Origin of the sequence: Testudinibacter sp. TW-1 (assembly GCF_050613185.1) — a bacterium.
In the GTDB taxonomy this organism is placed as follows: Bacteria; Pseudomonadota; Gammaproteobacteria; order Enterobacterales; family Pasteurellaceae; genus Chelonobacter.
Genome location: NZ_CP192511.1, coordinates 1296010 through 1322863 on the forward strand (window position 1 = coordinate 1296010; position 26854 = coordinate 1322863).

Annotated in this window: 27 protein-coding genes; 17 read left to right on the forward strand and 10 right to left on the reverse strand. The window is 49.8% G+C overall.

Annotated elements, in window-relative coordinates:
* Positions 1–29: 29 nt before the first annotated feature.
* On the forward strand, positions 30–1283 hold the full coding sequence (glyA, locus tag ACQ31U_RS06260) for a serine hydroxymethyltransferase (protein ID WP_431054201.1): 1254 nt from the start codon (positions 30–32) through the stop codon (positions 1281–1283).
* A gap of 106 nt (positions 1284–1389) precedes the next feature.
* On the opposite strand, the gene nhaA is transcribed toward glyA, so the two are convergent.
* Positions 1390–2562 carry a Na+/H+ antiporter NhaA gene (nhaA, locus tag ACQ31U_RS06265; protein ID WP_431054202.1) on the reverse strand — a complete coding sequence of 391 codons (1173 nt, stop codon included), beginning with the start codon at positions 2560–2562 and terminating at the stop codon, positions 1390–1392.
* Positions 2563–2839: 277 nt separating this feature from the next.
* On the opposite strand from nhaA, the gene ACQ31U_RS06270 reads away from it, so the two are divergent.
* The 3 genes from ACQ31U_RS06270 to ACQ31U_RS06280 are packed head-to-tail and all read left to right on the forward strand — an operon-like array spanning position 2840 to position 6334.
* Positions 2840–3862 carry a TAXI family TRAP transporter solute-binding subunit gene (locus ACQ31U_RS06270; protein ID WP_431054203.1) on the forward strand — a complete coding sequence of 341 codons (1023 nt, stop codon included), beginning with the start codon at positions 2840–2842 and terminating at the stop codon, positions 3860–3862.
* 14 nt (positions 3863–3876) lie between these two features.
* A complete protein-coding gene (locus ACQ31U_RS06275) occupies positions 3877–4356 on the forward strand; it encodes a DUF1850 domain-containing protein (protein ID WP_431054204.1) in 480 nt (159 codons plus the stop codon).
* Positions 4340–6334, forward strand: coding sequence for a TRAP transporter permease (locus ACQ31U_RS06280; protein ID WP_431054205.1), 1995 nt, complete (start codon positions 4340–4342; stop codon positions 6332–6334). The genes ACQ31U_RS06275 and ACQ31U_RS06280 overlap by 17 nt, the downstream gene beginning before the upstream one ends.
* A gap of 117 nt (positions 6335–6451) precedes the next feature.
* On the opposite strand, the gene ACQ31U_RS06285 is transcribed toward ACQ31U_RS06280, so the two are convergent.
* From ACQ31U_RS06285 to ACQ31U_RS06300, 4 genes are all read right to left on the reverse strand, one after another.
* Positions 6452–7630: an iron-containing alcohol dehydrogenase gene (locus ACQ31U_RS06285; RefSeq protein ID WP_431054206.1), complete on the reverse strand. Its 1179-nt coding sequence runs from the start codon at positions 7628–7630 to the stop codon at positions 6452–6454.
* A gap of 360 nt (positions 7631–7990) precedes the next feature.
* A complete protein-coding gene (locus ACQ31U_RS06290) occupies positions 7991–9007 on the reverse strand; it encodes an AI-2E family transporter (RefSeq protein WP_431054207.1) in 1017 nt (338 codons plus the stop codon).
* 141 nt (positions 9008–9148) lie between these two features.
* Positions 9149–10486: an FAD-dependent oxidoreductase gene (locus tag ACQ31U_RS06295; RefSeq protein ID WP_431054208.1), complete on the reverse strand. Its 1338-nt coding sequence runs from the start codon at positions 10484–10486 to the stop codon at positions 9149–9151.
* A 230-nt stretch (positions 10487–10716) separates the two neighbouring features.
* Positions 10717–11064, reverse strand: a complete 348-nt coding sequence (locus ACQ31U_RS06300; protein ID WP_431054209.1) for an MmcQ/YjbR family DNA-binding protein — start codon at positions 11062–11064, stop codon at positions 10717–10719.
* Positions 11065–11256: 192 nt separating this feature from the next.
* On the opposite strand from ACQ31U_RS06300, the gene rfaD reads away from it, so the two are divergent.
* The 6 genes from rfaD to cfa all read left to right on the forward strand — a co-directional run bounded on the left by rfaD (position 11257) and on the right by cfa (position 17511).
* On the forward strand, positions 11257–12183 hold the full coding sequence (gene rfaD / locus ACQ31U_RS06305; RefSeq protein WP_431054210.1) for an ADP-glyceromanno-heptose 6-epimerase: 927 nt from the start codon (positions 11257–11259) through the stop codon (positions 12181–12183).
* Positions 12184–12211: 28 nt separating this feature from the next.
* A complete protein-coding gene (gene waaF / locus ACQ31U_RS06310; protein ID WP_431054211.1) occupies positions 12212–13255 on the forward strand; it encodes a lipopolysaccharide heptosyltransferase II in 1044 nt (347 codons plus the stop codon).
* A gap of 10 nt (positions 13256–13265) precedes the next feature.
* Positions 13266–14231, forward strand: a complete 966-nt coding sequence (rfaC, locus tag ACQ31U_RS06315) for a lipopolysaccharide heptosyltransferase RfaC (protein WP_431054212.1) — start codon at positions 13266–13268, stop codon at positions 14229–14231.
* 74 nt (positions 14232–14305) lie between these two features.
* Complete coding sequence (hslV, locus tag ACQ31U_RS06320; RefSeq protein WP_431054213.1) at positions 14306–14830, forward strand: ATP-dependent protease subunit HslV; 525 nt, start codon at positions 14306–14308, stop codon at positions 14828–14830.
* 18 nt (positions 14831–14848) lie between these two features.
* Entirely contained in the window at positions 14849–16180 is a 1332-nt protein-coding gene (gene hslU / locus ACQ31U_RS06325) for an HslU--HslV peptidase ATPase subunit (protein WP_431054214.1), read from the forward strand.
* Between the two features lie 200 nt (positions 16181–16380).
* Positions 16381–17511 carry a cyclopropane fatty acyl phospholipid synthase gene (gene cfa / locus ACQ31U_RS06330; RefSeq protein WP_431054215.1) on the forward strand — a complete coding sequence of 377 codons (1131 nt, stop codon included), beginning with the start codon at positions 16381–16383 and terminating at the stop codon, positions 17509–17511.
* A 42-nt stretch (positions 17512–17553) separates the two neighbouring features.
* Here cfa and ACQ31U_RS06335 read toward each other — a convergent pair whose 3' ends face one another.
* The 4 genes from ACQ31U_RS06335 to hemC are packed head-to-tail and all read right to left on the reverse strand — an operon-like array spanning position 17554 to position 22176.
* Positions 17554–18792 carry a heme biosynthesis HemY N-terminal domain-containing protein gene (locus ACQ31U_RS06335; RefSeq protein ID WP_431054216.1) on the reverse strand — a complete coding sequence of 413 codons (1239 nt, stop codon included), beginning with the start codon at positions 18790–18792 and terminating at the stop codon, positions 17554–17556.
* A 14-nt stretch (positions 18793–18806) separates the two neighbouring features.
* Positions 18807–20462 (reverse strand): uroporphyrinogen-III C-methyltransferase, encoded by a 1656-nt coding sequence (locus ACQ31U_RS06340; protein ID WP_431054217.1) that lies wholly within the window; start codon positions 20460–20462, stop codon positions 18807–18809.
* Between the two features lie 7 nt (positions 20463–20469).
* Positions 20470–21237: a uroporphyrinogen-III synthase gene (locus tag ACQ31U_RS06345; RefSeq protein ID WP_431054218.1), complete on the reverse strand. Its 768-nt coding sequence runs from the start codon at positions 21235–21237 to the stop codon at positions 20470–20472.
* A gap of 12 nt (positions 21238–21249) precedes the next feature.
* Positions 21250–22176 carry a hydroxymethylbilane synthase gene (gene hemC / locus ACQ31U_RS06350; protein ID WP_431054294.1) on the reverse strand — a complete coding sequence of 309 codons (927 nt, stop codon included), beginning with the start codon at positions 22174–22176 and terminating at the stop codon, positions 21250–21252.
* Between the two features lie 226 nt (positions 22177–22402).
* On the opposite strand from hemC, the gene oxyR reads away from it, so the two are divergent.
* Both oxyR and fabR read left to right on the forward strand, forming a co-directional pair.
* The gene (gene oxyR / locus ACQ31U_RS06355) at positions 22403–23302 is read left to right on the forward strand and encodes a DNA-binding transcriptional regulator OxyR (RefSeq protein WP_431054219.1); all 900 of its coding nucleotides are present in this window, start codon (positions 22403–22405) and stop codon (positions 23300–23302) included.
* Between the two features lie 17 nt (positions 23303–23319).
* Complete coding sequence (fabR, locus tag ACQ31U_RS06360) at positions 23320–23943, forward strand: HTH-type transcriptional repressor FabR (protein WP_431054220.1); 624 nt, start codon at positions 23320–23322, stop codon at positions 23941–23943.
* Here fabR and ACQ31U_RS06365 read toward each other — a convergent pair.
* Positions 23940–24161, reverse strand: coding sequence for a SlyX family protein (locus ACQ31U_RS06365; protein ID WP_431054221.1), 222 nt, complete (start codon positions 24159–24161; stop codon positions 23940–23942). The genes fabR and ACQ31U_RS06365 overlap by 4 nt on opposite strands.
* A gap of 120 nt (positions 24162–24281) precedes the next feature.
* Between ACQ31U_RS06365 and fkpA the strand changes: the two genes are divergently transcribed.
* The 5 genes from fkpA (at position 24282) to ACQ31U_RS06390 (ending at position 26805) form a co-directional block, all read left to right on the forward strand.
* Positions 24282–25013: an FKBP-type peptidyl-prolyl cis-trans isomerase gene (fkpA, locus tag ACQ31U_RS06370; protein ID WP_431054222.1), complete on the forward strand. Its 732-nt coding sequence runs from the start codon at positions 24282–24284 to the stop codon at positions 25011–25013.
* 76 nt (positions 25014–25089) lie between these two features.
* Positions 25090–25761: a helix-turn-helix transcriptional regulator gene (locus ACQ31U_RS06375; RefSeq protein WP_431054295.1), complete on the forward strand. Its 672-nt coding sequence runs from the start codon at positions 25090–25092 to the stop codon at positions 25759–25761.
* Complete coding sequence (gene tusD, locus ACQ31U_RS06380) at positions 25761–26141, forward strand: sulfurtransferase complex subunit TusD (protein WP_431054223.1); 381 nt, start codon at positions 25761–25763, stop codon at positions 26139–26141. Before ACQ31U_RS06375 ends, tusD begins: the two co-directional genes overlap by 1 nt.
* Positions 26138–26494, forward strand: coding sequence for a sulfurtransferase complex subunit TusC (tusC, locus tag ACQ31U_RS06385; RefSeq protein WP_431054224.1), 357 nt, complete (start codon positions 26138–26140; stop codon positions 26492–26494). The genes tusD and tusC overlap by 4 nt, the downstream gene beginning before the upstream one ends.
* 20 nt (positions 26495–26514) lie before the next feature.
* Positions 26515–26805 (forward strand): DsrH/TusB family sulfur relay protein, encoded by a 291-nt coding sequence (locus ACQ31U_RS06390; RefSeq protein WP_431054225.1) that lies wholly within the window; start codon positions 26515–26517, stop codon positions 26803–26805.
* Positions 26806–26854 lie beyond the last annotated feature (49 nt).

The window sequence follows — 26854 nt, forward strand, 5'->3', positions numbered from 1 at the left end:
ATTTACCACCTAAAATGAGGAATTGAGCAATGTTAAGACGTGATATGAATATCGCCGATTATGATCCGGTGTTATGGCAAGCAATACAAGACGAAGATCGCCGCCAAGATGAGCATATCGAGCTGATCGCATCGGAAAACTATGCCAGCCCGCGTGTGATGGAAGCGCAAGGTTCGCAATTGACCAACAAATATGCCGAAGGCTATCCGGGCAAACGTTATTACGGTGGTTGCGAATACGTTGATATTATCGAACAACTGGCGATTGACCGCGCCAAAGCGCTGTTCGGTGCAGATTATGCCAACGTACAACCGCACTCCGGTTCGCAAGCCAATGCGGCAGTCTATATGGCATTGTTAAATCCGGGCGACACCATTTTAGGCATGAGCTTGGCACACGGCGGACACTTGACCCACGGCGCAACCGTCAGCTTCTCCGGTAAAATTTATAAAGCGGAACAATACGGTATCACCGATGAAGGCTTTATCGACTACGACGCCTTGCGTGCGCAAGCGTTGGCGGTGAAACCAAAAATGATTGTCGGCGGCTTCTCTGCCTATTCGCAAGTGGTCGATTGGAAAAAAATGCGTGAAATCGCCGATGAAGTCGGGGCATATCTGTTTGTCGATATGGCGCACGTTGCCGGTTTGATCGCGGCGGGCGTTTACCCAAGCCCGATGGAACACGCCCATGTTGTTACCACCACCACCCACAAAACCCTTGCCGGGCCGCGCGGCGGCTTGATTTTGGTGAAGGGCGGCGACGAAGAACTGTATAAAAAACTGAATAGTGCGGTGTTCCCTGCCGGACAAGGCGGTCCATTGGTGCATGTGATTGCGGCGAAAGCGGTCTGCTTTAAAGAAGCGATGGAGCCGGAATTCAAAACCTTCCAACAACAAGTAGTGAAAAACGCACAAGCGATGGTCGAGGTGTTCAAACAGCGCGGTTTCAATATCGTGTCCAACGGCACTGAAAATCATTTATTCTTGGTGGATTTGGTGAATAAAGGTTTAACCGGCAAAGCGGCGGACGCTGCGTTGGGGCGCGCGAATATCACGGTCAATAAAAACGCCGTACCGAACGATCCGAAAAGCCCGTTTGTGACTTCCGGTATCCGTGTCGGCACACCGGCAATCACGCGCCGCGGCTTCAAAGAAGCGGAAGCGAAAGAACTTGCCGGTTGGATGTGTGATGTATTGGATAACATTGAGGACGAAGCAGTCATCGAGGCAGTGAAACAGAAAGCGATTGCAATCTGCAAACGTTTTCCGGTTTATGCGTAGTATTTGACGATTGGTAACGCTATTTAATCGCAACGTCGGGGCGGCTATATAATCCGCCCCGACTTTTTTATCGCATAACTTGTCGGCGAACCGCACTTGGGCAATATTATGCCGTTTGTTGGTGGCGGGTGCTGGCGCGCAGCAATAATAAGCCTAATACGGCGGAAACCGTTGAGCCGAGTAAAATGCCGATACGTGAAAGGGTGTTGATACTTTCGCCGGCGCTTTCAAACGCCAAACCGGACAAGAACATCGACATGGTAAAACCAATTCCGCACAGCACCGAGACCGCAAAGATATGTTTTAACGTGACCAATAACGGCAAACGTGCGATTTTCAGTTTCACCGCAATAAAGCAGAAACTGAATACGCCTAACGGTTTGCCAATCAGCAGTCCGAGCATAATCCCTAACGGTAACGCGCCGCTTAACATTTCAATATCGACGCCTTTCAACGGTACGCCGGCATTGGCAAAGGCGAAAATCGGCAGGATAAAAAACGCTGACCACGGATTGAGCGCATGCTCCAGACTTTCCAGCGGGCTGCTGCCGTCACGGGCGGTGATCGGAATGGAAAAACCGAGGATGACGCCGGCCAAGGTAGCGTGGACGCCGGATTTCAACACACAGACCCATAACACCATGCCGACGAACAGGTAGGCACATAGCGCACTGATCCGCATGCGATTCATAATAATCAGGGTGATAATCGACAAGCCGGCACCGATCATCGCTTCGATACTTAGCCCGTGCGCGAAGAACAGGGCGATGACGATAATTGCACCTAAGTCGTCGATGATCGCCAACGCCAATAAAAAGATTTTTAAGGGTAGCGGAACCCGTTTGCCGAGCAGTGCCATAATTCCGAGGGCGAAGGCGATATCGGTCGCCATTGGGATCGCCCAACCTTCCATCGCGATCGGATCGCCATAGTTAAAGAAGGTAAACACCAACGCCGGCACTACCATGCCGCCAATCGCCGCCAACACCGGCAGAATCGCTTGTTGATAGGTGGAAAGCGAGCCGATCATGATTTCCCGCTTCACTTCTAAACCGACCAAGACAAAAAATACCGCCATTAAACCGTCGTTAACCCACAACAGAAACGGTTTGGCAATGCCCTGTTCGCCGAATTGCACAACCACCGGCGTATTTAACAATTCAAAATAGTATGGCGAAAGAAAACTGTTGGCAAAGATCAGGGCCAGTGTGGATGTTGCCAGCAGCGTGATCCCGCCGGAAGATTCAAGCTTTAAAAATTTTCCGATAAATGAACGCATAAAGTTCCTTATAGTTGTTATGTCATACGGTAAGCATAGGATATAACAGCCGTTGTCATGATTAAAGTAAAAACGGAATATCCCTTGTCTTTTTTAGCGATTACGCCAAATGAAGTCGGATTTTTCAATTTAAGCCCATTTAGCGATTGACAGCCAATAGCCGAGCTATTATTGTCAATACGTTGCATATTTGTGAACAGGTGCTGTTTTACGCAACAAGACGCCTGATTCGGGCAAGTTATTGATCGGTTTTTTATTGCTTCTAAAGGAGAGAGTTATGAAAAAAATGAAAGCGTCAGCAGTGGCGGTTGCCACCGCATTATTCGCCGTATTGATCAGCGGATGTGATGATAACAGTTCGACCACATCCGCGCCGGCTGCTGCTTCATCGCCGGCCGCCGCTCCTGAAACTGCCGGCGTACAAAGCCGCTTCGTCACGATTGCCACCGGCGGTGCTTCCGGTCCGTATAATATTATCGCGACGACGTTGGCGGAAATTTATACCAAAGAGTTGAAAACCAATTCCAAAACGCAAACCACCGGCGCCTCGGTTGAAAACCTGAATTTATTGAACCAGAAAAAAGTGGAAATGGCATTCTTAATGAGTGATGTCTTGAGCGACGCGGTGAACGGAGTCGGTAACTTCCCGCATAAAATCGAGAATGTCAATGAAGTGGCGGCACTCTATCCGAACTACGTGCAGATCGTGACCTCTAAACGCACCGGGATCACCACCATCACCGATCTGAAAGGGCGCCGTGTTGCAACCGGGGCGCAGAATTCCGGGGTGGAAGTGAATGCGCGTAATTTGTTGCAAGGTTTCGGTATCAGCTATAACGATATCAGCGTCGATTATCTGGGCTATGCCGAAGCGGCGGACGCGCTGAAATCCGGTAAGATTGACGCGGCATTCCTGACCAGCGGTTTGCCAAATTCATCGTTGATGGAGTTGCAACAAGGCTTTGACCTGCAAATCGTCAGCATTCCGGCGGACGGGATTGCCGCTATCGCCAAAGACAAACCCTATTTTAACGCGATGGAGATCCCGGCGGGCACCTACGGCAATGCCGATCCGGTTCCAACCGCGGCGATTAAAAATGCGCTGGCAGTGCGTTCCGATTTGAGCGAAAACGATGTTTATTTGCTGACCAAAACCTTCTTCGACAGTTTGCCGCAATTGCAAACCGCCCATCAGGCAGCCAAAGACATCAATCTCGAAAGCGCACAACAAGGCTTGGTTGCGCCGTTACATCCGGGCGCCAAAAAATATTATGACGAAATGAACGCCAAAGCCAAATAAAGGCGGCGCGTATCATGACAAAAACAGGCAAGTGGCTGCTGGGAAGCGTTCTGCTGACCGCACTTGCCTGTCTATTTCCGCTTAAGCTGTTTGTTATTCAGTTCGGTGAGCATAGGTGCTATTTGTATGCACAACAATTTGAATTGCGTTGGCGTCATTCGGTGGAGCGCCAGTTGTGGCGCGAACATTACCGGCGTGACGGTGACGCGATATTACTCGATCAAACTTGGTTACAAACCTTTGGTGCCGGCACGCCGTCACAGGGCACACCGATTGCGGCACCGCCGGGCTATGTCGGCTACCGGCAGCGGATTCGGCTGGCGGAAATCAATTGGGTGGTATCGCGCAATATGCAGGGCGAATTAAGCACGCCGCAAGTGCGGATACCGTTTTATCAAGTTGTGCCGGACTATAGCGACGTTCGGATCAAACCTTCTCGGACAGCGTTGATGGTTTTTTTATGGGAGAAATCGTGCCATGACTGGGCAAGTTAATCAGGGTTCATCAGGCTTGGGAAGCAAAGAACAGGGTATTCTGGAAAAATATGACCGCGAGTCGGTCACCCGCCGGTTAAAGTGCGGTTGGCAAAAACGGCTGATCAGCGTGATTGCCGTGTTTTATTCATTGTTCCATTTATATATTACCTTTTATCCGTTACCAACCCTGTTACAACGCTCAATCCATGTGGCGGTCGGTTGTGCGTTGATCTTTTTGATTTATCCGGCGGGTAAAAAAAGCCGCCGCGATCAAATTGTATGGTATGAATGGCTGTGGCTTGCCGCCGCGTTGGCAGGGGCGGCTTATTTAATGTACCAATATCAGGCGATTATGACGGTGCGCGGCGGTATCCCGAATAGCGAAGATATTGTGTTGGCAATTATCAGCGTAGTGGTTGTGTTGGAAGCGGCGCGACGGATTACCGGTTGGGTGCTGGTGCTTTTCGCCTTGCTATTCCTGTTGTATCCGTTTATCAGTTCGATGGAATTTATGCCGGATCGGCTGCTGACCCGTCCGTATGACATCGGCGATATTTTCGGACAGTTATATTTGAAAACCGAAGGCTTATATTCTTCCGCCACCGGTGCCTCAGTGACCTTTATTTTCCTGTTTATCCTGTTCGGCGCGTTTTTGGGCAAATCGGGCATGGGGCAGCTGTTCAATGATTTGGCGCTGGCGATTGCCGGTGACAAACAGGGTGGGCCGGCGAAAGTGGCGGTGATTTCCAGCGGCTTTATGGGCAGTATCAACGGCGCGGCGGTCGCGAATGTGGTCAGCACCGGCGCGTTTACTATTCCATTAATGAAAAAAATCGGCTATCACAAAAACTTTGCCGGCGCGGTGGAGGCCAGTGCCTCGGTCGGCGGACAAATTCTGCCGCCGATTATGGGCGCCAGTGCGTTTATTATGGCGGAAACCACCGGTGTCAGCTACGGTACGATTGCGTTGGCGGCTTTATTCCCGGCGATTTTGTATTATCTCGGTGTGATTGCGCAAGTCCACTTCCGTGCCGGTAAGCGTAACCTGAAAGGCATTTCCCGCGACCAACTGCCGCAACTGAAAGCGGTGATGAAAGCACGCGGGCATATGCTGCTGCCGATTGCGGCACTGGTTTATTTTCTGATTCAATCGGTGCCGATCGGGTATGCGGCGACTTACACCATCGGGATTACGGTATTGATTAGCCAATTACGCCAAGAAACCAGGATGGGACTGAAAGATATCTGGGCGGCGTTGGAAGACGGCGCGCGGCAGGCATTGCCGGTGATGGCGGCGTGTGCGGTGGTCGGTATTGTGATCGGCGTGGTGAACCTGACCAGTTTCGGTACGGTGATGACCTCCTCGATTGTGACCTTAGGCGCCGGTTCGTTATTGCTGACCCTGATTTTGACCATGTTGGCGTCGATGGTGCTGGGCATGGGCTTACCGTCGATTCCGGCGTATATCATCACCGCCACCATGGCGGCACCTGCCTTGGCGACGTTTGATGTGCCGGTGTTAGTGGCGCATATGTTCGTATTCTATTTCGGTATCTTCGCCAATATCACGCCGCCGGTTGCCTTAGCGGCGTTTGCCGGGGCGGGCATTGCCGGCGGCGATCCGATGAAAACCGGTTGGCAATCGTTACGCTTGGCATTGGCGGGCTTTATCGTGCCGTTTATGTTTGTGTATAACCCGAACATGCTGATGATTGATGTCAGCGATGTTGCGGTGACGGCGCGGACTTTCCCGTTGCCGGATATTTGGGTGATCATCAGTGTGGCGGTGACGGCGACCATCGGCGTGTTGGGCTTATCGGCGGCGGTTGAAGGTTATTTCAAACACACCTTTGCCGCTTGGCAGCGCGTGATTCTGGCGATCGGCTCGTTAATGCTAATCGTACCGGAGCATATCACCGATTTGGTCGGTATCGTGATTGTCGGCGCTATGGTGTGGTTGAACTACCGCCAAACCTCACATTCTGCTGAAGCATAGTGCGTAAAGTGCGGTTTTGCTAGCGCACGTTGTTGCGATTTGTCGCTAACATATGGCTTGTTACCGCACTTTGCTGCGATTTTGATCTGACCCCAAAGTGCGGTTTGATTCGGAGACTTACAGTGCCATTTGGTAAATGCGATACATATCCGCTTCGCGCAACACTTTGGCGGAGCCCATTTTGCCGTTAACGGCAAGGCTGCATTGTTTTGCCATCTGCTGCAATTGTTCGTCGCTTGGCGTAATGCCCAATTCGCGCAGTGAGGTCGGCATGGCAATGCTGCGGTAAAACGCTTCCATCGCTTCAATCCCTTTCAGCGCAATCTCTTGCTCACTGCCGTCTGCACTTACGCCCATGACGTTTAGCGCAAAACGCACGAACGGTGCAAGGCAATCTTGATAGACATAACGCGCCCAGCTTCCCCAAATTGCCGCCAAGCCAGCACCGTGTGCCACATCGAACATGCCGCCGACTTCGTGTTCCAACATATGGGTCGCCCAATCTCCGCCGCCGTTGCCGCAACCGGTCAAGTCGTTGTGCGCCAAGCTGCCAGCCCACATGATTTCGGCACGGGCGGAATAATCATTCGGGTTGCCATGCAGGATTTGTGCGTTGCGCATTACGGTGCGCAGCAAGGCTTCGGCAATGCTGGTGGTGATTTCCATACTGCCGTTGGCGGTGAAATAGCGCTCCATGGTGTGCATTAAAATATCAACGCAGCCGCTGGCGGTTTGGTAATCAGGCAACGTGAGGGTCAATTCGGGATTCATGACGGCGAATTTCGGACGGGATAAATCGTCGTCATAAGCGCGTTTGATTCCGACCTCGTCTTTTGTGATCACCGAACCGCCGCTCATTTCGCTGCCGGCAGCGGCAATGGTTAACACCACGCCAAGCGGCAAGCAGGCGCTTGCTTTACGGCTGTGTTCAAATAAATCCCACACATCGCCGTCTTCCGCCGCGCCGTAGCCGATGGCCTTGGCGGAGTCAATTACACTGCCGCCGCCGACTGCCAGAATAAAATCCACCTGTTCGCGACGGCAAAGTTCGATTCCTTGATAAACTAATGACAAGCGCGGGTTCGGCACCACACCGCCGAGTTCTACGCTTGCGATCCCTGCCGCCGCCAAGGCGTTTTTCACTCGCGCCAACAGCCCGGAACGAATCACGCTGCCGCTGCCGTAATGCAGCAAGACTTTTTTGGCGTTGAGCGATTGGACTAAATCGCCGACCTGATTTTCGCTTTGTTTACCGAAAATCACTTTGGTTGGGGCGAAATAAGTGAAGTTGTTCATTTTGAGCTCCTGGTTATTATTAATAAATGGCTAGCTACCAGTATAAGTTCAGATGTTGTGGAGATAAATAGGTAATACAAGAAAATAGCGCCGGGCAAGTGATTTGGGGATCACTTGCCCGGCGGATTGGCTTGCGACGGGTTAAGCAAACAGATCGTTTAACCCTTTGGCAATGGTCGGGTGGGGAAGATTTGGTTTTTGAAGTAGCCCGCCGGGATCCGATGATCGATTGCCGCTTTGAATAAATTAATCAATTCAACAGCGCTCGTATCATGGCAAAAGAAGCAAACGGTGTACCAAAGCGGTGCGAAAAACGGCTTTTGTTATAGAAGGTAACATACGGCAAAGTGCGGTTTGCGCTTATAGCCAGTCTTGCTTTAACAATGCTTTTTTCAATTGGGCGTAGATAATCGGCGCGCTGATCAAGCCGGCAATCCCGAACGCGGCTTCCATGAATAACATTATGATCAGTAGTTCCCAAGCGGCGGCTTTGATTTTATGCCCGATAATATGCGCATTGAGAAAATATTCCAGTTTATGGATCACAATCAGCCAGCCTAATGACATCCCGGCGACGCTGAGCCCGTCGTTTAAGCTGATAATCACGATAAAGCCGTTGGAAATCAGGTTGCCGACCACCGGAATCAGCCCGGCAAAAAAGGTGAGCGCCACCAAGGTGCCGGACAACGGCAACGTCTTGCCGAGCAGGGGCAGCAGCACTAACAGGTAAAGTGCGGTCAGAAATGTGTTGAGAAGCGCAATCCGCACTTGTCCGAAAAATACATCGCTAAAGCCTTTCAATAAGTCGATAAACTGGAGGTGAATCGTGCGGGCAAGCGGTTTTGGGCTCAAGGGGGAAAACAACGGCAGCTGCACGGCGGCAATGGCACCGATGACGATTCCGGCAAGTATGTGTCCGACGCCGCGCAAAGTATGGATTCCCGCCAATTGCAGCGCTGCGGCATGGGATTTGAAGAAGTGCGACAGGCTTTGTTTCAGCGTATCCAGCGAGGCGGGAATATGCTCGGCAAGCCCGTGCGGCAGCGTGGCGTGCAGTTGATCCAGAATCGCCGCCGATCGCGCCATTAAGGCAGTTAAGGAATAGCGGTCGGTTTTGTCGTCCAACCAGTCGCTTAACAGAAACAACACGGCAATCAACGCGAAGCACAATAGCAAGGCGCCGATGAGTTCCGAATGGCGCAACCCATTGTGCCAACGGCGCAGTTGTCGGCTCAGGGCAGTGACGGCAGAGTAGCTGATCAAGGCGGCAAACAGCGCCGATGTCAGCTGCAGCCATAACACCGGCAGCCACATAATCAAGACGGCACTGATGGTCAGCAAAAAAGTATTGGCGGTTAATATCGCGTTATTACGCATGGTAAGCGGCTCATTTCGGCGGATCATGTGCTGATTTTACACCGTCACAGCCGATTTTTATAGCGTTTAAATTTTGCGCTCCGACGAAATGTCAGGCGGATGTATTGAATTGCTTCCGCCTGACAACCGACAGCATGACGGTCAAGCAAACAGATCGTTTAACCCTTCGGCAATGGTCGGGTGGGTGAAGATCTGGTTTTTGAAATAGCCCGCCGGGATCCGATGATCGATTGCGGCTTTGAATAAATTAATCAATTCATGTGCTTCGGCACAGAACAGCGTGACGCCGAGTATTTCATCACTCTCGTTATCAATAATCGCTTTCAGCAAACCGTCGGTTTGGTTTAAGACTTTGGCTTTCGGAATCGCTTCGGCTTTCAGGCGGGCGACACGGTAAGTACGTCCGGATTGTGCGGCTTGGCTTTCCGTCATCCCGATTTGTGCTAACGGCGGCTCGGTGAACACCGCGGTCGGGAATACCAGCCGATCTTGGGTGTGGCGTTTGCCTTCAGCCAATAATTGTTCGCGCACGATACGATAATCATCCAACGAAATATAGGTAAATTGCGGGCTGCCCGCCACATCGCCCATTGCCCAAATGTGCGGTTTAACCCGTAATTGGTTGTCGGTTTGGATAAATCCGCGTTCGCTGACGGCAATTCCGGCATTTTCCAAGCCCAAACCGTCGGTGTTCGGACGACGTCCAATCGCCACCAATACGGCGTCGGCGGTGAAATTTCCCTGCGAAGTCATCGCGTTGGTTCCGACCGCACTTTGCTCAAAGCGTTGCACCGCTGCGCCTAAGACGATTTCGACGCCACGCGATTTCAGGACGCGTGCCATTTCATCGGCGATATCGCGATCTTCCCGAGGCAGGAACGTATCGCCGACATCCACCACCGTGACGGCACTGCCGAATTGGCTATACATAAAGGCAAATTCCAATGCGATATAACCGGCGCCGATAATGATCAAACGTTGCGGGCGTTGGCTTAAGGATAAAATGCCGGTGCTGTCGTAAATGTGTTCGCCGTCGGCACCGGGAACATTCAGCGCAACCGGCTGGCTGCCGGTATTGATGAAAATACGTTCGGCATTGACGCGGAATTCGCCGTCCCGCCCTTGCAACAAAACGGTGTGTTCGTCGACAAAACGGGCTTTGGCGGTGATCACTTGCACATTATCCAAGCTGTCCAGTTTAGTGAAGTTAGCTGCGCGTAACTTAGCGATTAAACCGTTTTTGGCTTGCATAGCCTGTTGAAACGCCTGCTCTTTATCTTCAAGCGGCTGTTGGCGTTCGCCTTCGACCAACAGTTTTTTGGACGGAATACAACCGATATTGATACAAGTGCCGCCATACATCTGCTCGCTGGCTTCGACCAAAATGACTTTTTGCCCGTGTTGAGCCAAATCGGCGGCGAGGGTTTTTCCGGCTTTACCAAAACCGATGATTAAATTTTGAATGTCTAGTTGTTGCATATTGGGATCCTTCGGATGAGATTATTTCACTGAAAAACATGCTTTTAATATACACTGACGGAACGTATAACAAGCACCCATTATGCTCATAACTTACAGCAAAAATCTTATTTCTAGCGAAATTTTGTGGATGAGATCGCAAAAATGAACCGCACTTTGCGCCGGATTTTACTCTGCTTCAGATTGATATTCGACTTGATAAAATGCGGCTAATGCCTGTAATTGCGCACTTAACGGGTCAAACGATAGCTGTCGTCAATCAGCTCATAAATGGTTTGTTCTGCAACGCGATTCAGCACTACGCTGATCCAATGTTCCTTATTCATATGATAGGCGGGAAAAATACCGTTGATTGCGCGCAATGCCCCGACCAATTCCGGTTGCGCTTTCAAATTGATTACCTCCAGCCGTTCCTCACTATGCAAACCTAATTTATTTGCCTCCACCTTCATCAACAAACAAAACCATTTACGGTCGGCATGACGAAAAACCGCATAATCGGGATATTTCACCCAAGGATAATCGGGGGCGGCGCTGTATTGGGTGTTGATATAGTGAATCAGCTGTTCGGCGGTCATGTTTACTTTTCCTAAAATAAATAAGATAGCATATTATGTCGTAAAATGGGCTTGGACTATAGTAAGTGAGGCGGAAAATTGGCTTGGAAAGCCAGCCAAACCGCACTTTGCCTTTTTCTGCACAATCGCTTTTCACTTGCTCGCGATTTCTATTACAATAGCCTTAACTTTTTTGCAAATTAAGGAATTATTATGATTATCGTAACAGGTGGTGCAGGATTTATCGGTAGTAATATCGTGAAGGCGTTAAATGATCTCGGACGCAAGGATATTTTGGTGGTGGACAACCTCACCGACGGCACGAAATTCGCCAATTTGGTGGATTTGGACATCGCCGACTATTGCGATAAAGAGGATTTTATCGCCTCGATTATCGCCGGTGACGAATTCGGTGAGATCGAGGCGGTGTTCCACGAGGGCGCATGTTCCGCCACCACCGAATGGAACGGTAAATATGTGATGAGCAACAACTACGAATATTCGAAAGAGTTGTTGCATTATTGCTTGGATCGCCGCATTCCGTTTTTATACGCCTCTTCTGCCGCGACTTACGGCGACAAAACCGAATTCAAAGAACAGCGCGAGTTTGAAGGGCCGTTGAATGTGTATGGCTATTCCAAATTCCTGTTCGACCAATATGTGCGCGAAATCCTGCCGGAAGCGGAATCGCCGGTGTGCGGCTTCCGTTATTTTAATGTTTACGGCCCGCGCGAAAACCATAAAGGCAGCATGGCGAGCGTGGCATTTCATTTAAATAATCAAATTTTAAAAGGGGAAAATCCGAAACTGTTTGCCGGCAGCGAACATTTCCGCCGTGATTTCGTCTATGTCGGCGATGTGGCGCAGGTGAATATCTGGTGTTGGCAGCACGGTGTTTCAGGCATTTACAACTGTGGCACCGGCAATGCCGAATCGTTTGAAGAGGTCGCCAAAGCGGTGGTGAAATTCCATCAGCAAGGGCAAATCGAAACCATTCCGTTCCCGGAACATCTGAAAAGCCGTTATCAGGAATATACCCAAGCGGATTTAACCAATCTGCGCGCCACCGGCTATGATAAACCGTTCAAGACCGTTGCCGAAGGCGTGGCGGAATATATGGCATGGCTAAACAAAAAGTAGTAAGTAAAAGGTAAGTGAGCAGAGCGCAATGAGAATTTTGGTAATCGGACCGTCATGGGTCGGCGATATGATGATGTCGCACAGCTTATATCAGGTGTTGAAACAGCGCGATCCGCACTGTGTGATTGATGTGCTTGCGCCGAATTGGTGTCGTGCGCTGTTGTCGAGAATGCCCGAAGTCAACAAGGCGATTGCCATGCCCATCGGACACGGCAGCTTTGCTTTGGGCGAGCGTTACCGTTTGGGCAAATCGCTGCGCAAGCAATACGATCAGGCGATCATTCTGCCTAATTCGTTGAAATCGGCGTTTATTCCGTTGTTTGCCAAAATCCCGCAACGCCGTGGTTGGAAAGGCGAAAGCCGTTATTTTGTGCTCAATGACCTGCGCAGCAACAAACGGGATTACCCGTTGATGGTGCAGCGTTATACCGCACTTGCCTTCGAGAAAAGTGCGGTTCCGGCGGCTAGCGAATTGCCGATTCCGTATCCGTATTTAACGGTCGAGGCAGCGCAGCGCGATAAAACCTGCCACAAATTTGCCAAGCAGACCGCACTTGCCGACAACCGCCCGATTATCGGTTTTTGCCCAGGCGCGGAATTCGGACCGGCAAAACGCTGGCCGCATTACCATTACGCCAAACTGGCGGAATTGCTGATTGCGCAGGGCTACCAAATCCATATTTTCGGCTCAAGCAAAGACGATAGCGTTGCCGAACAGATCCGCAGCAGTCTGCCAACCGCACTTCAGCGCTACTGTATCAATCTTGCCGGGCAAACCCAGCTGGAAGAAGCAATTGATTTGATCTCTTGCTGTACGGCGGTAGTCAGCAATGATTCCGGCTTAATGCACATCGCCGCCGCCTTACAACGCCCGCTGGTCGCGCTCTACGGCCCGACCAGCCCGCAATACACGCCGCCGTTGAGCGACAAGGTGGAAATCATCCGCCTGATTGAAGGCGGCTTAATCAAAGTGCGCAAAGGCAGCGACAGCGCAGAGGGCTACCACCAAAGTTTGATTGATATTCAGCCGGAATTGGTGGTGGAAAAGCTGACCGCACTTTTAAAGCGATAAGGCAAAGCGCATGAAAATCTGCCTCGTCAAAACCTCCTCAATGGGCGATATTTTGCATACGCTACCGGCTTTAACCGACGCACAACGTGCGGTTGCCGATTTGCAGGTGGATTGGGTGGTGGAGGAAAACTTTGCCGAAATTCCACGCTGGCATTCGGCGGTGAATCGAGTGGTTCCGATTGCATTACGCCGTTGGCGTAAGCAGCCGTTGAGTGCGCAAACACAGGAGGAGTGGCGACAATACCGCACTTTGCTGCAACAACAGCAGTATGACGCGGTGATTGATGCGCAGGGGCTAGTGAAAAGTGCGGTTTTTGCCACACGGTTGGCGCATGGCACAAAACACGGTTATGACCGTCGGTCGATTCGCGAACCGCTGGCGAGTTTTTTCTATGATAAAACCTATACCATCAGCTATCAACAACATGCCGTCGAACGGATTCGCCAGTTGTTTGCCCACAGTTTAGGCTATGTGTTACCAAGTGAACAAGGCGATTACGGCATTGCCCGCCATTTCTTAACGCAAACAAACAACACAACGCCGTATCTCATTTTTATCCACTCAACTACGCGCGATGATAAGCACTGGTCAGAAAGCGCATGGCGCGAGCTGATAACCGCACTTGCGCCGTCCGGTTATCAAATCCAACTGCCGTGGGGCAACGAAAAAGAGCGGTCACGCGCCGAACGCTTGGCGCACGGTATTGATTATGTGCAGGTGCTGCCGAAAACCACGCTGTCGCAAATTGCGGAAAAAATTGCCCATGCGCAAGCGGTGGTTTCGGTCGATACCGGCTTGTCCCACCTCACCGCCGCGTTGGATAAACCCAACATTACCCTTTATGGTGCAAGCGATCCTAAACTGATCGGCAGTTACGGTAAAAACCAAACCGCACTGGCGGCGGAGAGTATGGATAAGATTGGACCACAACAGGTGCTACAAACCTTACTCCCACAACTCTCGTCTAAAAATTAAATCAACGGGTTGCTTGAAACCGCACTTTTTACCTCCATATAACCCACATTAACCCAATCAATGTGAGGTAATTTATGACCACGATAGTGAGCGTGCGCCGTGACGGGCAAGTTGTCGTCGGCGGCGACGGGCAGGTTTCGTTAGGCAATACGGTGATGAAAGGCAATGCGCGCAAGGTGCGCCGTTTGTATCATAATAAGGTGCTGGCGGGTTTTGCCGGCGGGACGGCGGACGCATTTACGCTGTTTGAATTGTTTGAACGCAAGTTGGAAATGCACCAGGGGCATTTGTTGAAAAGTGCGGTCGAGTTGGCGAAAGAGTGGCGTACCGACCGGGCGTTGCGCCGTTTGGAAGCGATGTTGATTGTCGCCGATGAAACCGAATCGCTGATTATCACCGGTAACGGCGATGTGGTGCAACCGGAGGACAATATTCTGGCCATCGGTTCCGGCGGCAACTATGCGATGTCGGCGGCGCGGGCGTTGTTGCAAAACACCGAGTTATCCGCGCGCGAAATCGTGGAAAAATCGCTGAAAATTGCCGGTGATATTTGCGTGTTCACCAATTTGAATCAAACCATCGAGCAGTTGCCCGAATAAACAAGATAAGGAAAAAATATGTCTGAGATGACTCCGCGCGAGATTGTATCCGAATTGGATCAACACATTATCGGTCAAAATGCTGCCAAAAGAGCGGTGGCGATTGCGCTGCGTAACCGCTGGCGCAGAATGCAGTTGAATGATACGCTGCGCCATGAAGTCACCCCGAAAAATATTCTGATGATCGGTCCGACCGGCGTGGGGAAAACCGAGATTGCCCGTCGTTTGGCGAAATTGGCGAATGCGCCGTTTATCAAAGTGGAAGCGACCAAATTCACCGAAGTCGGTTATGTCGGTAAGGAAGTGGATTCGATTATCCGTGACTTGACCGATGTGGCGATGAAATTGGTACGCCAAACCGAAATTGACAAAAACCGTTACCGTGCCGAAGAAATGGCGGAAGATCGCATTTTGGATATTCTGTTGCCGCCGGCGAAAAACAGTTGGGGCGCGGAAGAAGAAAGCGATAAACAGAGCGGCACGCGCCAAGTGTTCCGCAAAAAACTACGTGAAGGGCAGTTGGACGAAAAAGAGATTGAAATTGATGTGGCGGCGGCTTCGGTCGGCGTTGAAATCATGGCGCCTCCCGGCATGGAAGAGATGACCAATCAGTTGCAGTCGATGTTCCAAAATCTGTCGAGCGGGCAGACCAAAAAACGCAAGATGAAGATCAAAGATGCGTTGAAAATTCTGGTTGAAGACGAAGCGGCGAAATTGATTAATCCGGAAGAGTTGAAACAGAAAGCGATTGAAGCGACTGAGCAGCACGGAATCGTGTTTATCGACGAGATTGATAAAATCTGCAAACGCGGCGAAAGCTCCGGTCCGGATGTGTCGCGCGAAGGGGTGCAGCGGGATTTGTTGCCGTTGGTGGAGGGCAGTACGATTAACACCAAACACGGCATGGTGAAAACCGATCATATTCTGTTTATCGCCTCCGGGGCGTTCCAAGTGGCGCGTCCGTCGGATTTAATCCCTGAATTACAAGGGCGTTTGCCGATTCGGGTGGAATTGAGCGCGTTAAGCAGTAAAGATTTCGAGCGCATTTTGACGGAGCCGAATGCGTCTTTAACCGAGCAATATAAAGCGTTAATGGCGACCGAGGGCGTGAATGTGGATTTCACTGCGGATGCGGTGGCGAAAATCGCCGAAGCGGCTTTCCGCGTGAATGAAAAAACCGAAAACATCGGCGCACGCCGTTTGCACACCGTGTTGGAGCGTTTAATGGATAAAATCTCATTCGATGCCAGCGAAATGTCCGGTCAAAGCGTGACTATCGACGCGCAATATGTTGTTAGCGCACTGGGCGATATTGTCGAAGATGAAGATTTGAGCCGGTTTATTCTTTAATCAGCTCGAGATAAGCTGAGCGAAACGGTTTGTTAGTGATAACAAACCGTTTTTTTATGCGTTACTTTGCGCCTCTCTATTTTTGTTTGAATAAAAGCATATTCTTGGGCGATTTAGTTGATACTAAAGCGTGTTAATGAATGCTGTTTAAACTATATCATAAGATCTCTTTTACCCAGCCAGTCGATAAGGAAGTGAGCATGAGACGTCAAGATCGTAGTAAACAGATTGTTAGCCGTATTTTAGAACACGCCGGGATCACGGCGAATGGTTCCCAGCCCTATGATATTCAGATCGATAATCCCCAGACTTATGCCAGGGTGGTTCAATTTGGCTCCATCGGACTGGGGGAAAGTTATATGGACGGGTGGTGGCATTGTGAGCGGCTTGATCAGTTTTTTTATCAATTATTACGTAGCCACGCTGATCGTGTACTGCCTGCCAGTATTCCGGATGTGATTCATGCCCTGTTAATGCGCGGCACGAATATGCAGTCACGCCGGCGGGCTTGGATTGTAGGGCGTGAACATTATGATTTAGGCAATGATCTTTTTGAAAAGATGTTAGACGGCAATATGCAATATTCCTGCGGCTATTGGGCGAATGCCGCGGATTTAGAGCAGGCACAAGCGGCTAAGTTGCGCATGATTTGTGAAAAATTAGGCTTAAAAGCCGGAATGACCCTGCTGGATATCGGCTGCGGCTGGGGTGGCTTGGCAAAGTATGCCGCGGAGCACTATGGCGTTAAGGTGACCGGCGTCACGATTTCAAAGCAGCAGCAAATTCTGGCACAACAGCGTTGCCGAGGGCTGGATGTGGAGATTTTGTTGCAGGATTATCGCGATATACAACGGCAGTATGATCGGGTGGTCTCGGTGGGAATGTTTGAACACGTCGGGCCTAAAAATCATGCGGACTATTTTAAGATTGTCGCCCGTGCATTAAAGCAGGACGGCATTTTTTTGTTACATACGATCGGTTCGAATATCACGTCGAATAAAGTTGACGGCTGGATTAATAAATATATTTTTCCGAATGGCAATTTGCCGTCGGTACAACAGATTGCGCAAGCCGCAGAGCGACATTTGATTATGGAGGATTGGCATAATTTCGGCAGTGATTATGACAAGACGTTAATGGCATGGTACGAGAATTTCTGCCGGGCATGGCCATCATTGGCAGCGAGCGGAAAGTATGATGAGCGCTTCAAGCGCATGTTTACTTACTATCTGAATTGTTGTGCCGGCGCTTTCCGCGCCAGAGATATTCAATTATGGCAAGTGTTGTTTAGTCCGAACGGCGTGGAAGGGGGAATCAAGCGCTACTGCTGAGGTGATAAAAATCGGCCCCGCTGTGGACGGGGCTGAATAGGATTAGGCTTGTGTGATTGCCGCAGGCTGTTTGGTTCGAATCAATTGTTGGAAGCCCTTTTCGCGAATGCGTTGCGCCTCGATACTGTCGCCTAGCTGTTCATAAGCATAAGCGGCAACGGTATAGTCCTCCGCTTTTGCCGTCAGAGGGTGTTGCAACACCTTATCAAGGTATCTTTTGGCTTGTTGAAACTCGTTTTTGTGCAATACCAAGTAACCTAAGGCGCGGTTATAAGCGAGTTTGAGTTCTTCGTCATTGCTGGCGGCGAGTTGTTTTTCCAGTATCTTAACCAGCTTATTGTCACTGGTAAATTGCAAGTGCGGTAGCTGCTGCAACAGCGCCAAGCGTTCGGTTTTGCTTTCGACTTTTTTCACGGTTTCCAGTGCCAATTCGTAAGCGGATTCATGATCATTCGCCGCAATCAAGCGTGTTATCATCCCGGTTTTGGCATAGATATCATTGTGACGTTTACGGCTTTGTTCTTGCCACCAAGCCAACAGCCCGTCAACGCCTTCCTCGTTCAATTTTTCATCCTGTAAGCCGTCCTCGATTTGATGGCGTAATTGCAGCAGTTTTTCACGGCTGTAATTCAATTTATTTTCCACCCGACCGAATAACTCATCCAATGAGGCGTAAGCTTTGGATTGCAGGTAAATATCCACTGCCAAACGCAAGACTTCGGGATTATACGGAGCGAGCAGCAGTAGGCTGTCGATTGAGCTACGGGCGGCGGACAGTTTGCCTTGTTGCAGCAGGATACGGGTGCGTGACAATTCGACTACCAAATTATCGTTACCGGCAAGTTTGGTCGCTTCAATCAGGTATTTATTGGCGCTGAACTCATCGCCTTTTTGCTGTGCCGCTTCCGCCGCTTTGATGAAATTGAGCACCGGTTCGGTGGCGTGTTTGGCATTTTTGCCGATCAATTTTTCCGCTTTGGCGTAGTCGCCTTCGTCCATTTTGATCAAACCGGCAAGGGTTTGTTTTTCCGCTTTCAGGCGTTTGCGGCGGGAAAACCAGCCGTAGGTGCTTTTGTTCAGACTACAGAAGCGGGAAATTGCCGCTTGGATCAGATAGACCGCTGCCAGAGACAATACAAACAAAATCACCAAGGTCGGAATGGTCATTTCGATGTCATGATTGGCGGTCGAAATCAACACATAGCCTTGTTTGCCGGAAAGATAAGGTCCGGCAACCAAGCCTGCCAGCAAAATCAGCATTAAAAAGAGAACTTTAAACATAGCGGTTGCTCCTATTATTGTGCTGAGGTTTCTTGAGCCGGCGCGGCTGGGACAGACGGTGCCGCTTCGTTTTCCGGCGCGGATGGGCTGTGGTCATTTGCCGCCGCTGTGTCGCCTGCGGTTTCATTCGCACGACTTTCCTGCCGAGTGGTTGCGGCAGGGGTATTCGTCTGTTCGCTTTCAGCCGGCGATTGCGCTTTCTTATCTCCGTCCTCTTCCGTATTAACAGCCGGCTCAGGCGTGCTATCCGTTACCTTTTTCGGGCTTTCCGCCGCACTTTTTTCCTGTGCTTTTGTGTTGGAAAACTGTCCTAATGTGCGGTAATCGCGGTTCAAAACGGTGCCGATTGCCTGCCATGCGCTTAATTGCTGCGGCGCATTGACATAAATGGATTGCTCTTTCAGTTGATCCACTTGTTGCAGGAACTGTTGAACCGAGAAATCGTCGGTGTCAAAGTAACTGCGAATCCAGCTGGCAACCGAATTTAACGATTGTTTATACACTTCGTTTTGTTGGCGCGGCACGGCTATCAACGCCACTTGCAAGCTGAGACGGATATTTTCTTTCAAGAAGATATCTTGATCCGGCGCTAAGAATTCGGGACGATTCGGATCTTTTTTCCGTACTTGGATAAAGTGGGAAAGGAACGAGGAGGCGCTCTTTTCTAAATTTTGTTGCCAATCGTCAATCGAATCGCTCACTTCCGTGTTGGCTTTATTTGCCGGATTCAGTGCCAAGACTTTCAAATTGTCCACTTGCGATACCAACAAGCTGAGTTGCGACATAATCAGATCTTGATCAACATCGTTCACCGTTTGTAATTGCGCCAAATCATTACTGATCGCCGTACGGATCGATAAGGCTTGTGAGGTCGAAACTTGTTGCAGGGTTTGGTTGGCTTCCTGTAGCAGCAATACGACGGTGTCGATGTCGTTATCTAACACTAATTTCCGCTGGGCATTGGTCAGAAGGAAATCGGCTTCCGACATCAGCCAATCGTTCGCTTCCGTCTTATTGTTAAAACTTAATTTATTTAATTGGTTACGCAGTTCGCTGTTTTCCGTTTTTTGCAGATCCAGAGCGGCGCTCAGCTGTTGAATTTCACGCTGGGTTTGTTGTCGCGCATTTGCTTGCGCGGTTTGTAATTCGGCAAACTGGCTTTGCAAAGCGGTTTTGACCGCTTCGCTATTGTCTTGCATTACTGGTTGAACCGCACTTGTGCTGGGTTGTGCTTGTAATTTTGCCAATTCGGCTGAAAGCGTACCGACTTGCTGTTGCAATGCGCTGAGTTGCTGGTTGCCCCAAAAATAGCCGCCGGCACCGACGCCTAACGCAATCAGGATGGCAAATAAGGACAAGCCTTTGCCGCCGGATTTAGTCGGTGGCGTTGCCGTGGTCGCAGAGTGTGGTTTTTCACGTGCGGCGGATGTGGTTTTTTCATCGTCCGTCGGTTGTTTGCTTTCGGGTTTCGTTACAGGTTTAACCGCCGCTTTTTTAGCATTGCTTGCCGTTTTGGTGGTTTTAGCCGAGTCGGTTGCCGATGAACTTTGCTTTTCTTTGGCTTCGGAAACCGTTTCAGTCGCAGTTGTATCTAACGAAACCGCACTTTGTTCCGCCGCGGAATGTTGCTTTGAGTCTGCATGGTTGTCAAGCGTTTGTTTTTCACTCATGTTTATCCTACCTTTGCTCGTTCAATTCGTGTTTCAATGACAATAGCGCTTCCAAAATCGAAGCATTATCCGCACGGTTGGTCTGGGTAATATTTTGCCAGCCACAGTCTTGTGCCAATCGGGTAATACGCGGACTAATCGTAATCAAATGACATTGAGTCAACCAATTATGGTCATTTTTTGGTACAAATTCCACTAAATAGCGCAAAATTTCGTTACTGGTGACCACAATCGTGTTGATTCCGGCGCGTTTCCAAATGCTAATCTGTTGAATATTATCATATTCTTTGGCGATTCGTTGATAACATTCCAATATTTCAACTTTTGCGCCGCGTGCACTTGCCTGCCGCCGCAGTAGATCCCGTCCACCGTTGCCGCGCAGGATAAGAAGTTGTTTATCGGTTAAGTGTTGCATTAATGGCAGGGTGAGCAAGCCTTCGCTGTTTTCTTCCGGATAGGGATAATGCACCGCACTTTCTATCATGCTGCTCAGATATTCGGCGCTGCGGCGCCCGACGGCGAAGTGATGCAAATCGCTGCGCCAATGCAAGCCGACATTACGCAACACTTGATCGGCATACCGGATGGCGTTTTTTGAGACGGCAAAGACATAGTCCCCGCTTTGCAGGTTCTGCAATTGCTGTGGCAGACGGTTGAGATCCGCTCCTTTTTCAATGCCGAACATGGGGGCGTACAAGGTTGCGAATCCCTGCTGGTTTAGCAATTGGCATAAGGCTTCGCCATTCGGTTCGGGGCGAGTAACTAAAACCGCCATCGGATCTCCTCCTCAAGCGTGATAAATCGCGTTTAAAATCTCGCCGGCGCCTTGCGCCAATAATTGCTCGGCGATTTCAATGCCCAGCTGTTCGGCTTCGGCGATCGGACGCTTACCTTCGGCGCGTAAAATCGTGCTGCCGTCAGGCTTGGCAACCAAGGCTTTTAGAAATAGCTGCGCTTCCTGAATTTGGGCGAAACCGGCAATCGGCACTTGGCAGCCGCCTTGTAAACGGCGGTTCATCGCGCGTTCTGCCGTGACGCAATAGTGGGTTGGCAAATGTTGTAACGGCTGTAACAGCTGGTTGATGTGGTCATCGTCAATGCGGGTTTCAATCCCCAACGCACCTTGTCCGGCGGCGGGCAACGATTGATTCGCCGGAATCAGCGAGCGGATTCGCTCGTTCAAGCCTAAACGTTTTAAACCGGAAGCCGCCAGAATAATCGCATCATAATCGCCGTTATCCAATTTGCTTAAGCGGGTGCCGACATTGCCGCGCAGCGATTTAATCCGTAAATCGGGGCGCAGGGCTTGCAGTTGCGCTTGTCGGCGCAGACTGGAGGTGCCGACCACCGCACTTGGCGGCAGATCCTCAAGTGCGGTATAGCGGTTGGAGACAAAGGCGTCACGCGGATCTTCCCGTTCGCAAATCACGCTCAAGCCTAATCCTGGCGGGAATTCCATCGGCACGTCTTTCATGGAGTGTACTGCCAAATCCGCACGGTTTTCCAGTAGCGCCAGTTCTAATTCTTTGACGAATAAACCTTTCCCGCCGATTTTTGCCAACGGCGTATCCAAGATGATATCGCCTTTAGTGACCATCGGAATCAATTCAATCGTCAGGGCGGGATACAAATGCTGTAAACGGGATTGGATAAAGTTGGCTTGCCATAAGGCAAGCGGACTTTGACGGGTCGCAATACGGATTATTTTTTTCATTTTCATCATGTTCGGTTGCTGAAAGAGTGATTAATCCTATCATTGTTGGCACGAATTGTCAGCGTTACGGCGAGGATTAGCGCGATTTCCTGTCGATTTTGTCGCATAAATAACGAATAAGCGCGATTTTGGGCTTATTTTGCGTAAAAAGTTGACGGGGAATGCACAGGAATGGATTATAATAACTCACATTTTTTATCAGATGAATCAATCGTAGAGGCTTATTGTGAATATCCGGGATTTGGAATATTTGGTGGCGTTGTCGGAACATAAACATTTTCGCAAAGCGGCTGACGCTTGTCACGTCAGCCAGCCGACATTAAGCGGACAGATCCGTAAATTGGAAGATGAACTGGGCATTTTACTGTTGGAGCGTACCAGCCGCAAAGTATTGTTCACCCAATCCGGGCTGTTATTGGTGGAGCAGGCGCGTAAAATTTTGCTCGAAGTGCAAATCTTCCGCGAAATGGCAAGTAATCAAGGCAAGGAAATGAGCGGACCGCTGCATATTGGCGTGATCCCAACCTTAGGACCTTACCTGTTACCATGCATGTTGCCAATGTTAGAGCAGGATTTTCCCGATTTAGAACTCTATTTATACGAAGCGCAAACCCAAACGCTGCTGGAAAAATTGGAAATGGGGCAGTTGGATTGTGCGATTTTGGCACAGGTGCCGGAAACGGGTAACTTTATCGAAGTGCCGATGTTTAAAGAAAAAATGTTATTGGCGGTTTCGCCGAAACATCCGTGGGCAAGTGCGGTGGATTTACCGTTAAGCATATTGAAAGATCAAGAAATTTTAATGTTGGATGACGGGCACTGTTTGCGGGAACAGACGTTGGATTATTGTTTTACGGCCGGGGCGCGTGAAAATAACCATTTCCAAGCGACCAGTTTGGAAACGCTGCGCAATATGGTTGCCGCCAATACCGGCGTGACTTTAATGCCGAAGTTGGCGATTATTAACGAAGGCAGCCGCCAAGGGGTGGAATATATTCCGTTTAGCGATCCTGAACCGTATCGCAGTGTGATTTTAGCCTATCGTCCCGGCTCGCCGCTGCGCACCCGTTATGAGCGAATTGCGAAAATCATTCAAAGTGCGGTTGCGCCGCGATTATCCGAATAAGCAATAGGAATTTAACGATGGCAGGCGTTCGAGCGCAACAAAAAGAAAAAACCCGACGGGCGTTGATTGATGCCGCGTTTAATCAGTTGAGCGCGGAAAAAAGTTTTTCCAACCTCAGTCTGCGTGAAGTGGCGCGCGAAGCCGGGATTGCGCCGACGTCGTTTTACCGTCATTTTCGCGATATGGACGAGCTCGGTTTAACCATGGTGGACGAAGCCGGTTTGATTTTGCGCCAGCTAATGCGGCAGGCGCGCAAGCGAATCGAACGCGGCGGCAGCGTGATTGTGATTTCCGTGGAAACCTTTTTTGAATTTATTGATGAACGCCCGAATATGTTCCGTTTGCTGCTGCGCGAAAGTTCTGGTACGTCACAAGAATTTCGTACCGCCGCAGCGCGTGAAATTCAACATTTTGTCGCCGAGCTGACCGAATATATCGTGGTACAGGACAGCGATTCGCGCTATTTGGCGTATGTACAAGCGGAAGGAATGGTGACGATTGTGTTTACCGCCGGCTCGCACGCGCTGGATATGAATAATAAAGAACGGGAAGCCTTAAAACAGCGCTTGATTTTACAGTTAAGAATGATTGCCAAAGGGGCGGTGAAAATCGTCGAAGAGAAAGTGCCGCAGCCTGTCTAATAATGCGGCGGCGGGGTTTCTTCCGCTTGCGAGGCGATATTCGACGGTTGCAAGTCGGTCAGTTTTCTGGCTAATAACCGCACTTGCTGTTGTAAACGGTCGATAATGAATTGTTGCTCGATCAGCGCTTGATTCAAATCTTCGATAGTGCCTTCTTGAAAGGTCAGTTTGACTTCCAGTTCGGCAAGTTGTTGTTGTAATTTATTCAGTGACGGCATATTGATTTTTATAAAAATTGACCTTATATACGGAAAGAATGTACTTTAACCTATTCGGCAACGAATATATAGTATAGGATGATTTATCTAACCACTCCAGACTAAAAGGGGAAAACCAAGATGTTATTGAAAAAGAAATTATCGGTAGTCGCATTATTCATCGCAAGTGCGGTTTCCGCCTCTGCCTTGGCAGCCGGCGAAACCTTAAAAGAGCCGAAATTCGTTGAAGATTCATCTTATGCGCTCGGCGTATTAATGGGAAAAAATATTCAACAAGTCGTTGATTCGCAAAAAGAGCTGATTGCGTATGACCAGGCTCAAATTATCGAAGGTTTAAAACAGACTTTAGAAGGCAAAAGCAAGTTGAATGATCAGCAATTGGAACAACAATTGCGTAAATTGGATCAAGAACTGGGCGCAGTGGTTGCGGAAAAAGAAGCGCAAGCGGCAAAAGAAAACGCAGACAAAGGCGAAGCGTTCCGTAAGGAATTTGCCGCGAAAGACGGCGTGAAAAGCACCAAATCCGGATTGTTATACCGTATTGAGAAAGCCGGCGAAGGGGATACCGTTGAACCGACAGACACCGTCAAAGTCCATTATGAAGGCAAGCTGATTAATGGCGAAGTGTTCGACAGTTCGGTGAAACGCGGCGAGCCGATTGAATTTCAATTGAACCAATTGATTCCCGGCTGGATCGAAGGGATTCCGTTGATCAAAAAAGGCGGCAAAATTGAGCTGGTCATTCCGGCGGAATTGGGTTATGGCAGCCACGCGACCGGCAATATCCCGCCAAATTCGACTTTAGTCTTCGACATTGAATTGTTGGACGTGACTAAAGCGGCAAAACAATAAGCCATTATTTGCAAGACTACCGTAAAGTGCGGTAGTCTTGTCGTTTTCACTGCGTTATTTAAATCCACAATTTGATATGGTACAGGATACTCGACCTTTTACAGAACAAGATCAGGCAATTTTACAATCTTACCGTGCCGTGGTTGACGGCTTGGCGGCATTGATTGGCTCGCATTGTGAAATCGTGTTGCACTCATTGGAAGATCTACAGCGTTCGGCGATTTTTATTGCCAACGGACACAACACCAATCGCAAAGTCGGCTCACCGATCACCGATTTGGCGCTCAGTTCGTTGCACCACATGCAGACCGACAATGTGTCCAAACCTTATTTCACCCGTTCGAAGGGCAATGTATTGATGAAGTCGGTGACGATTGCCATCCGCAATGCAGACAAACGGATTATCGGGCTGTTGTGTATCAATATAAATCTGGATGCGCCGTTGTCACAGGTGCTGCAAACCTTTGTGCCGACCGATACCCAGCAAGAATTATCCTCGGCGGTCAATTTTGCCAATTCGGTAGAAGATTTGGTGGCGCAGACGGTGGAATATACCATTGAGGAAATTAACGCGGATGTCAGCGTGGCGAATAACAGCAAAAATAAACAAATCGTCATCTCACTGTATGAAAAAGGTATTTTTGATATTAAAGACGCGATTCATCAAGTGGCAGAACGATTGGATATTTCGCGCCACACGGTTTATCTGTATATCCGTCAAATTAAACAGGACGAAACGGAGCTGTAATGCGCTACGTGTTACAAGTCACGCAACCGCTATACGGCGGACAAGGCTCGGCCCTAGCCTTACAACTGGCGCAAGCGCTGCTGGCGGCCGGACATCAATTAAGCCAAATCTTTTTTTACCGAGAGGGCGTGTCTAACGGCAATGCTTTCAGCTATCCGGCAAATGACGAACCCAATCTGTTGGCACAATGGCAAGCCTTGGCAAAACAACAGCAAGTGCGGTTGAATCTGTGCGTGGCGGCGGCACAGCGACGTGGCGTGGTTGCGCCGCAAAGTGCGGTTGACGGCATGCAGAATAATTTGGCCGACGGGTTTGAAATCGCCGGGCTGGGCGAATTTAGCCGTGCGGTACTGGAAGCCGACAGGGTGATTACGTTATGAAACTGGCAGTGGTGTTTACTCAAGCCCCCTTTGCTTCTTCCGCCAGCCGTGAAGGCTTGGACGCATTGTTGGCGGCAAGCGCCTTTGTTGCTGAAACAGACATTGGCGTTTTTTTTATCGAAGACGGCGTGCTGAATTTATTGCCGCAACAACCGCACTTGCTGTTACAAAAAGACCACTTGAGCGCATTTAAGTTGTTGGATTTGTATGAGATCGAACAGCGCTATTCGGCACAACAAGCGTGGCAACGGCTGAATTTAAGCAGTGAACATAGCCTTATCACAACACAAGTTTTACCGCTTGAACAATTGCTGCAAAAACTGGCAACGGCAGAAAAAGTGCTGACGTTTTAATTAATGTAGGATTAACTCCAATGCTTTATACTTTTTCGCAAACCAATTATGATTCGCAGTTGTTAGGGCAATACGCCCAAGCGGCAACCGCCGCCGATGCGTTGCTGTTTTGGCAAGACGGCGTATGGGCGTTAAGCAAATACGCCGAGCAGTTGCACGGCTGTCGCGCGGCTATTTATGTGCTGCAACAGGATTTAGCCGCGCGTAATTTGGATATAACGCAGTTCGCACCGCACTTGACGGTTTACAGTTTAAGTTTGCCCGAATGGGTCAGTCTGACCGAACGCTATTTTCCGCAACTGGCACGTTAAACATCCCAAAAGCAGGCAAAGTGCGGTTTGGCCGTACGGTTTAGATCGT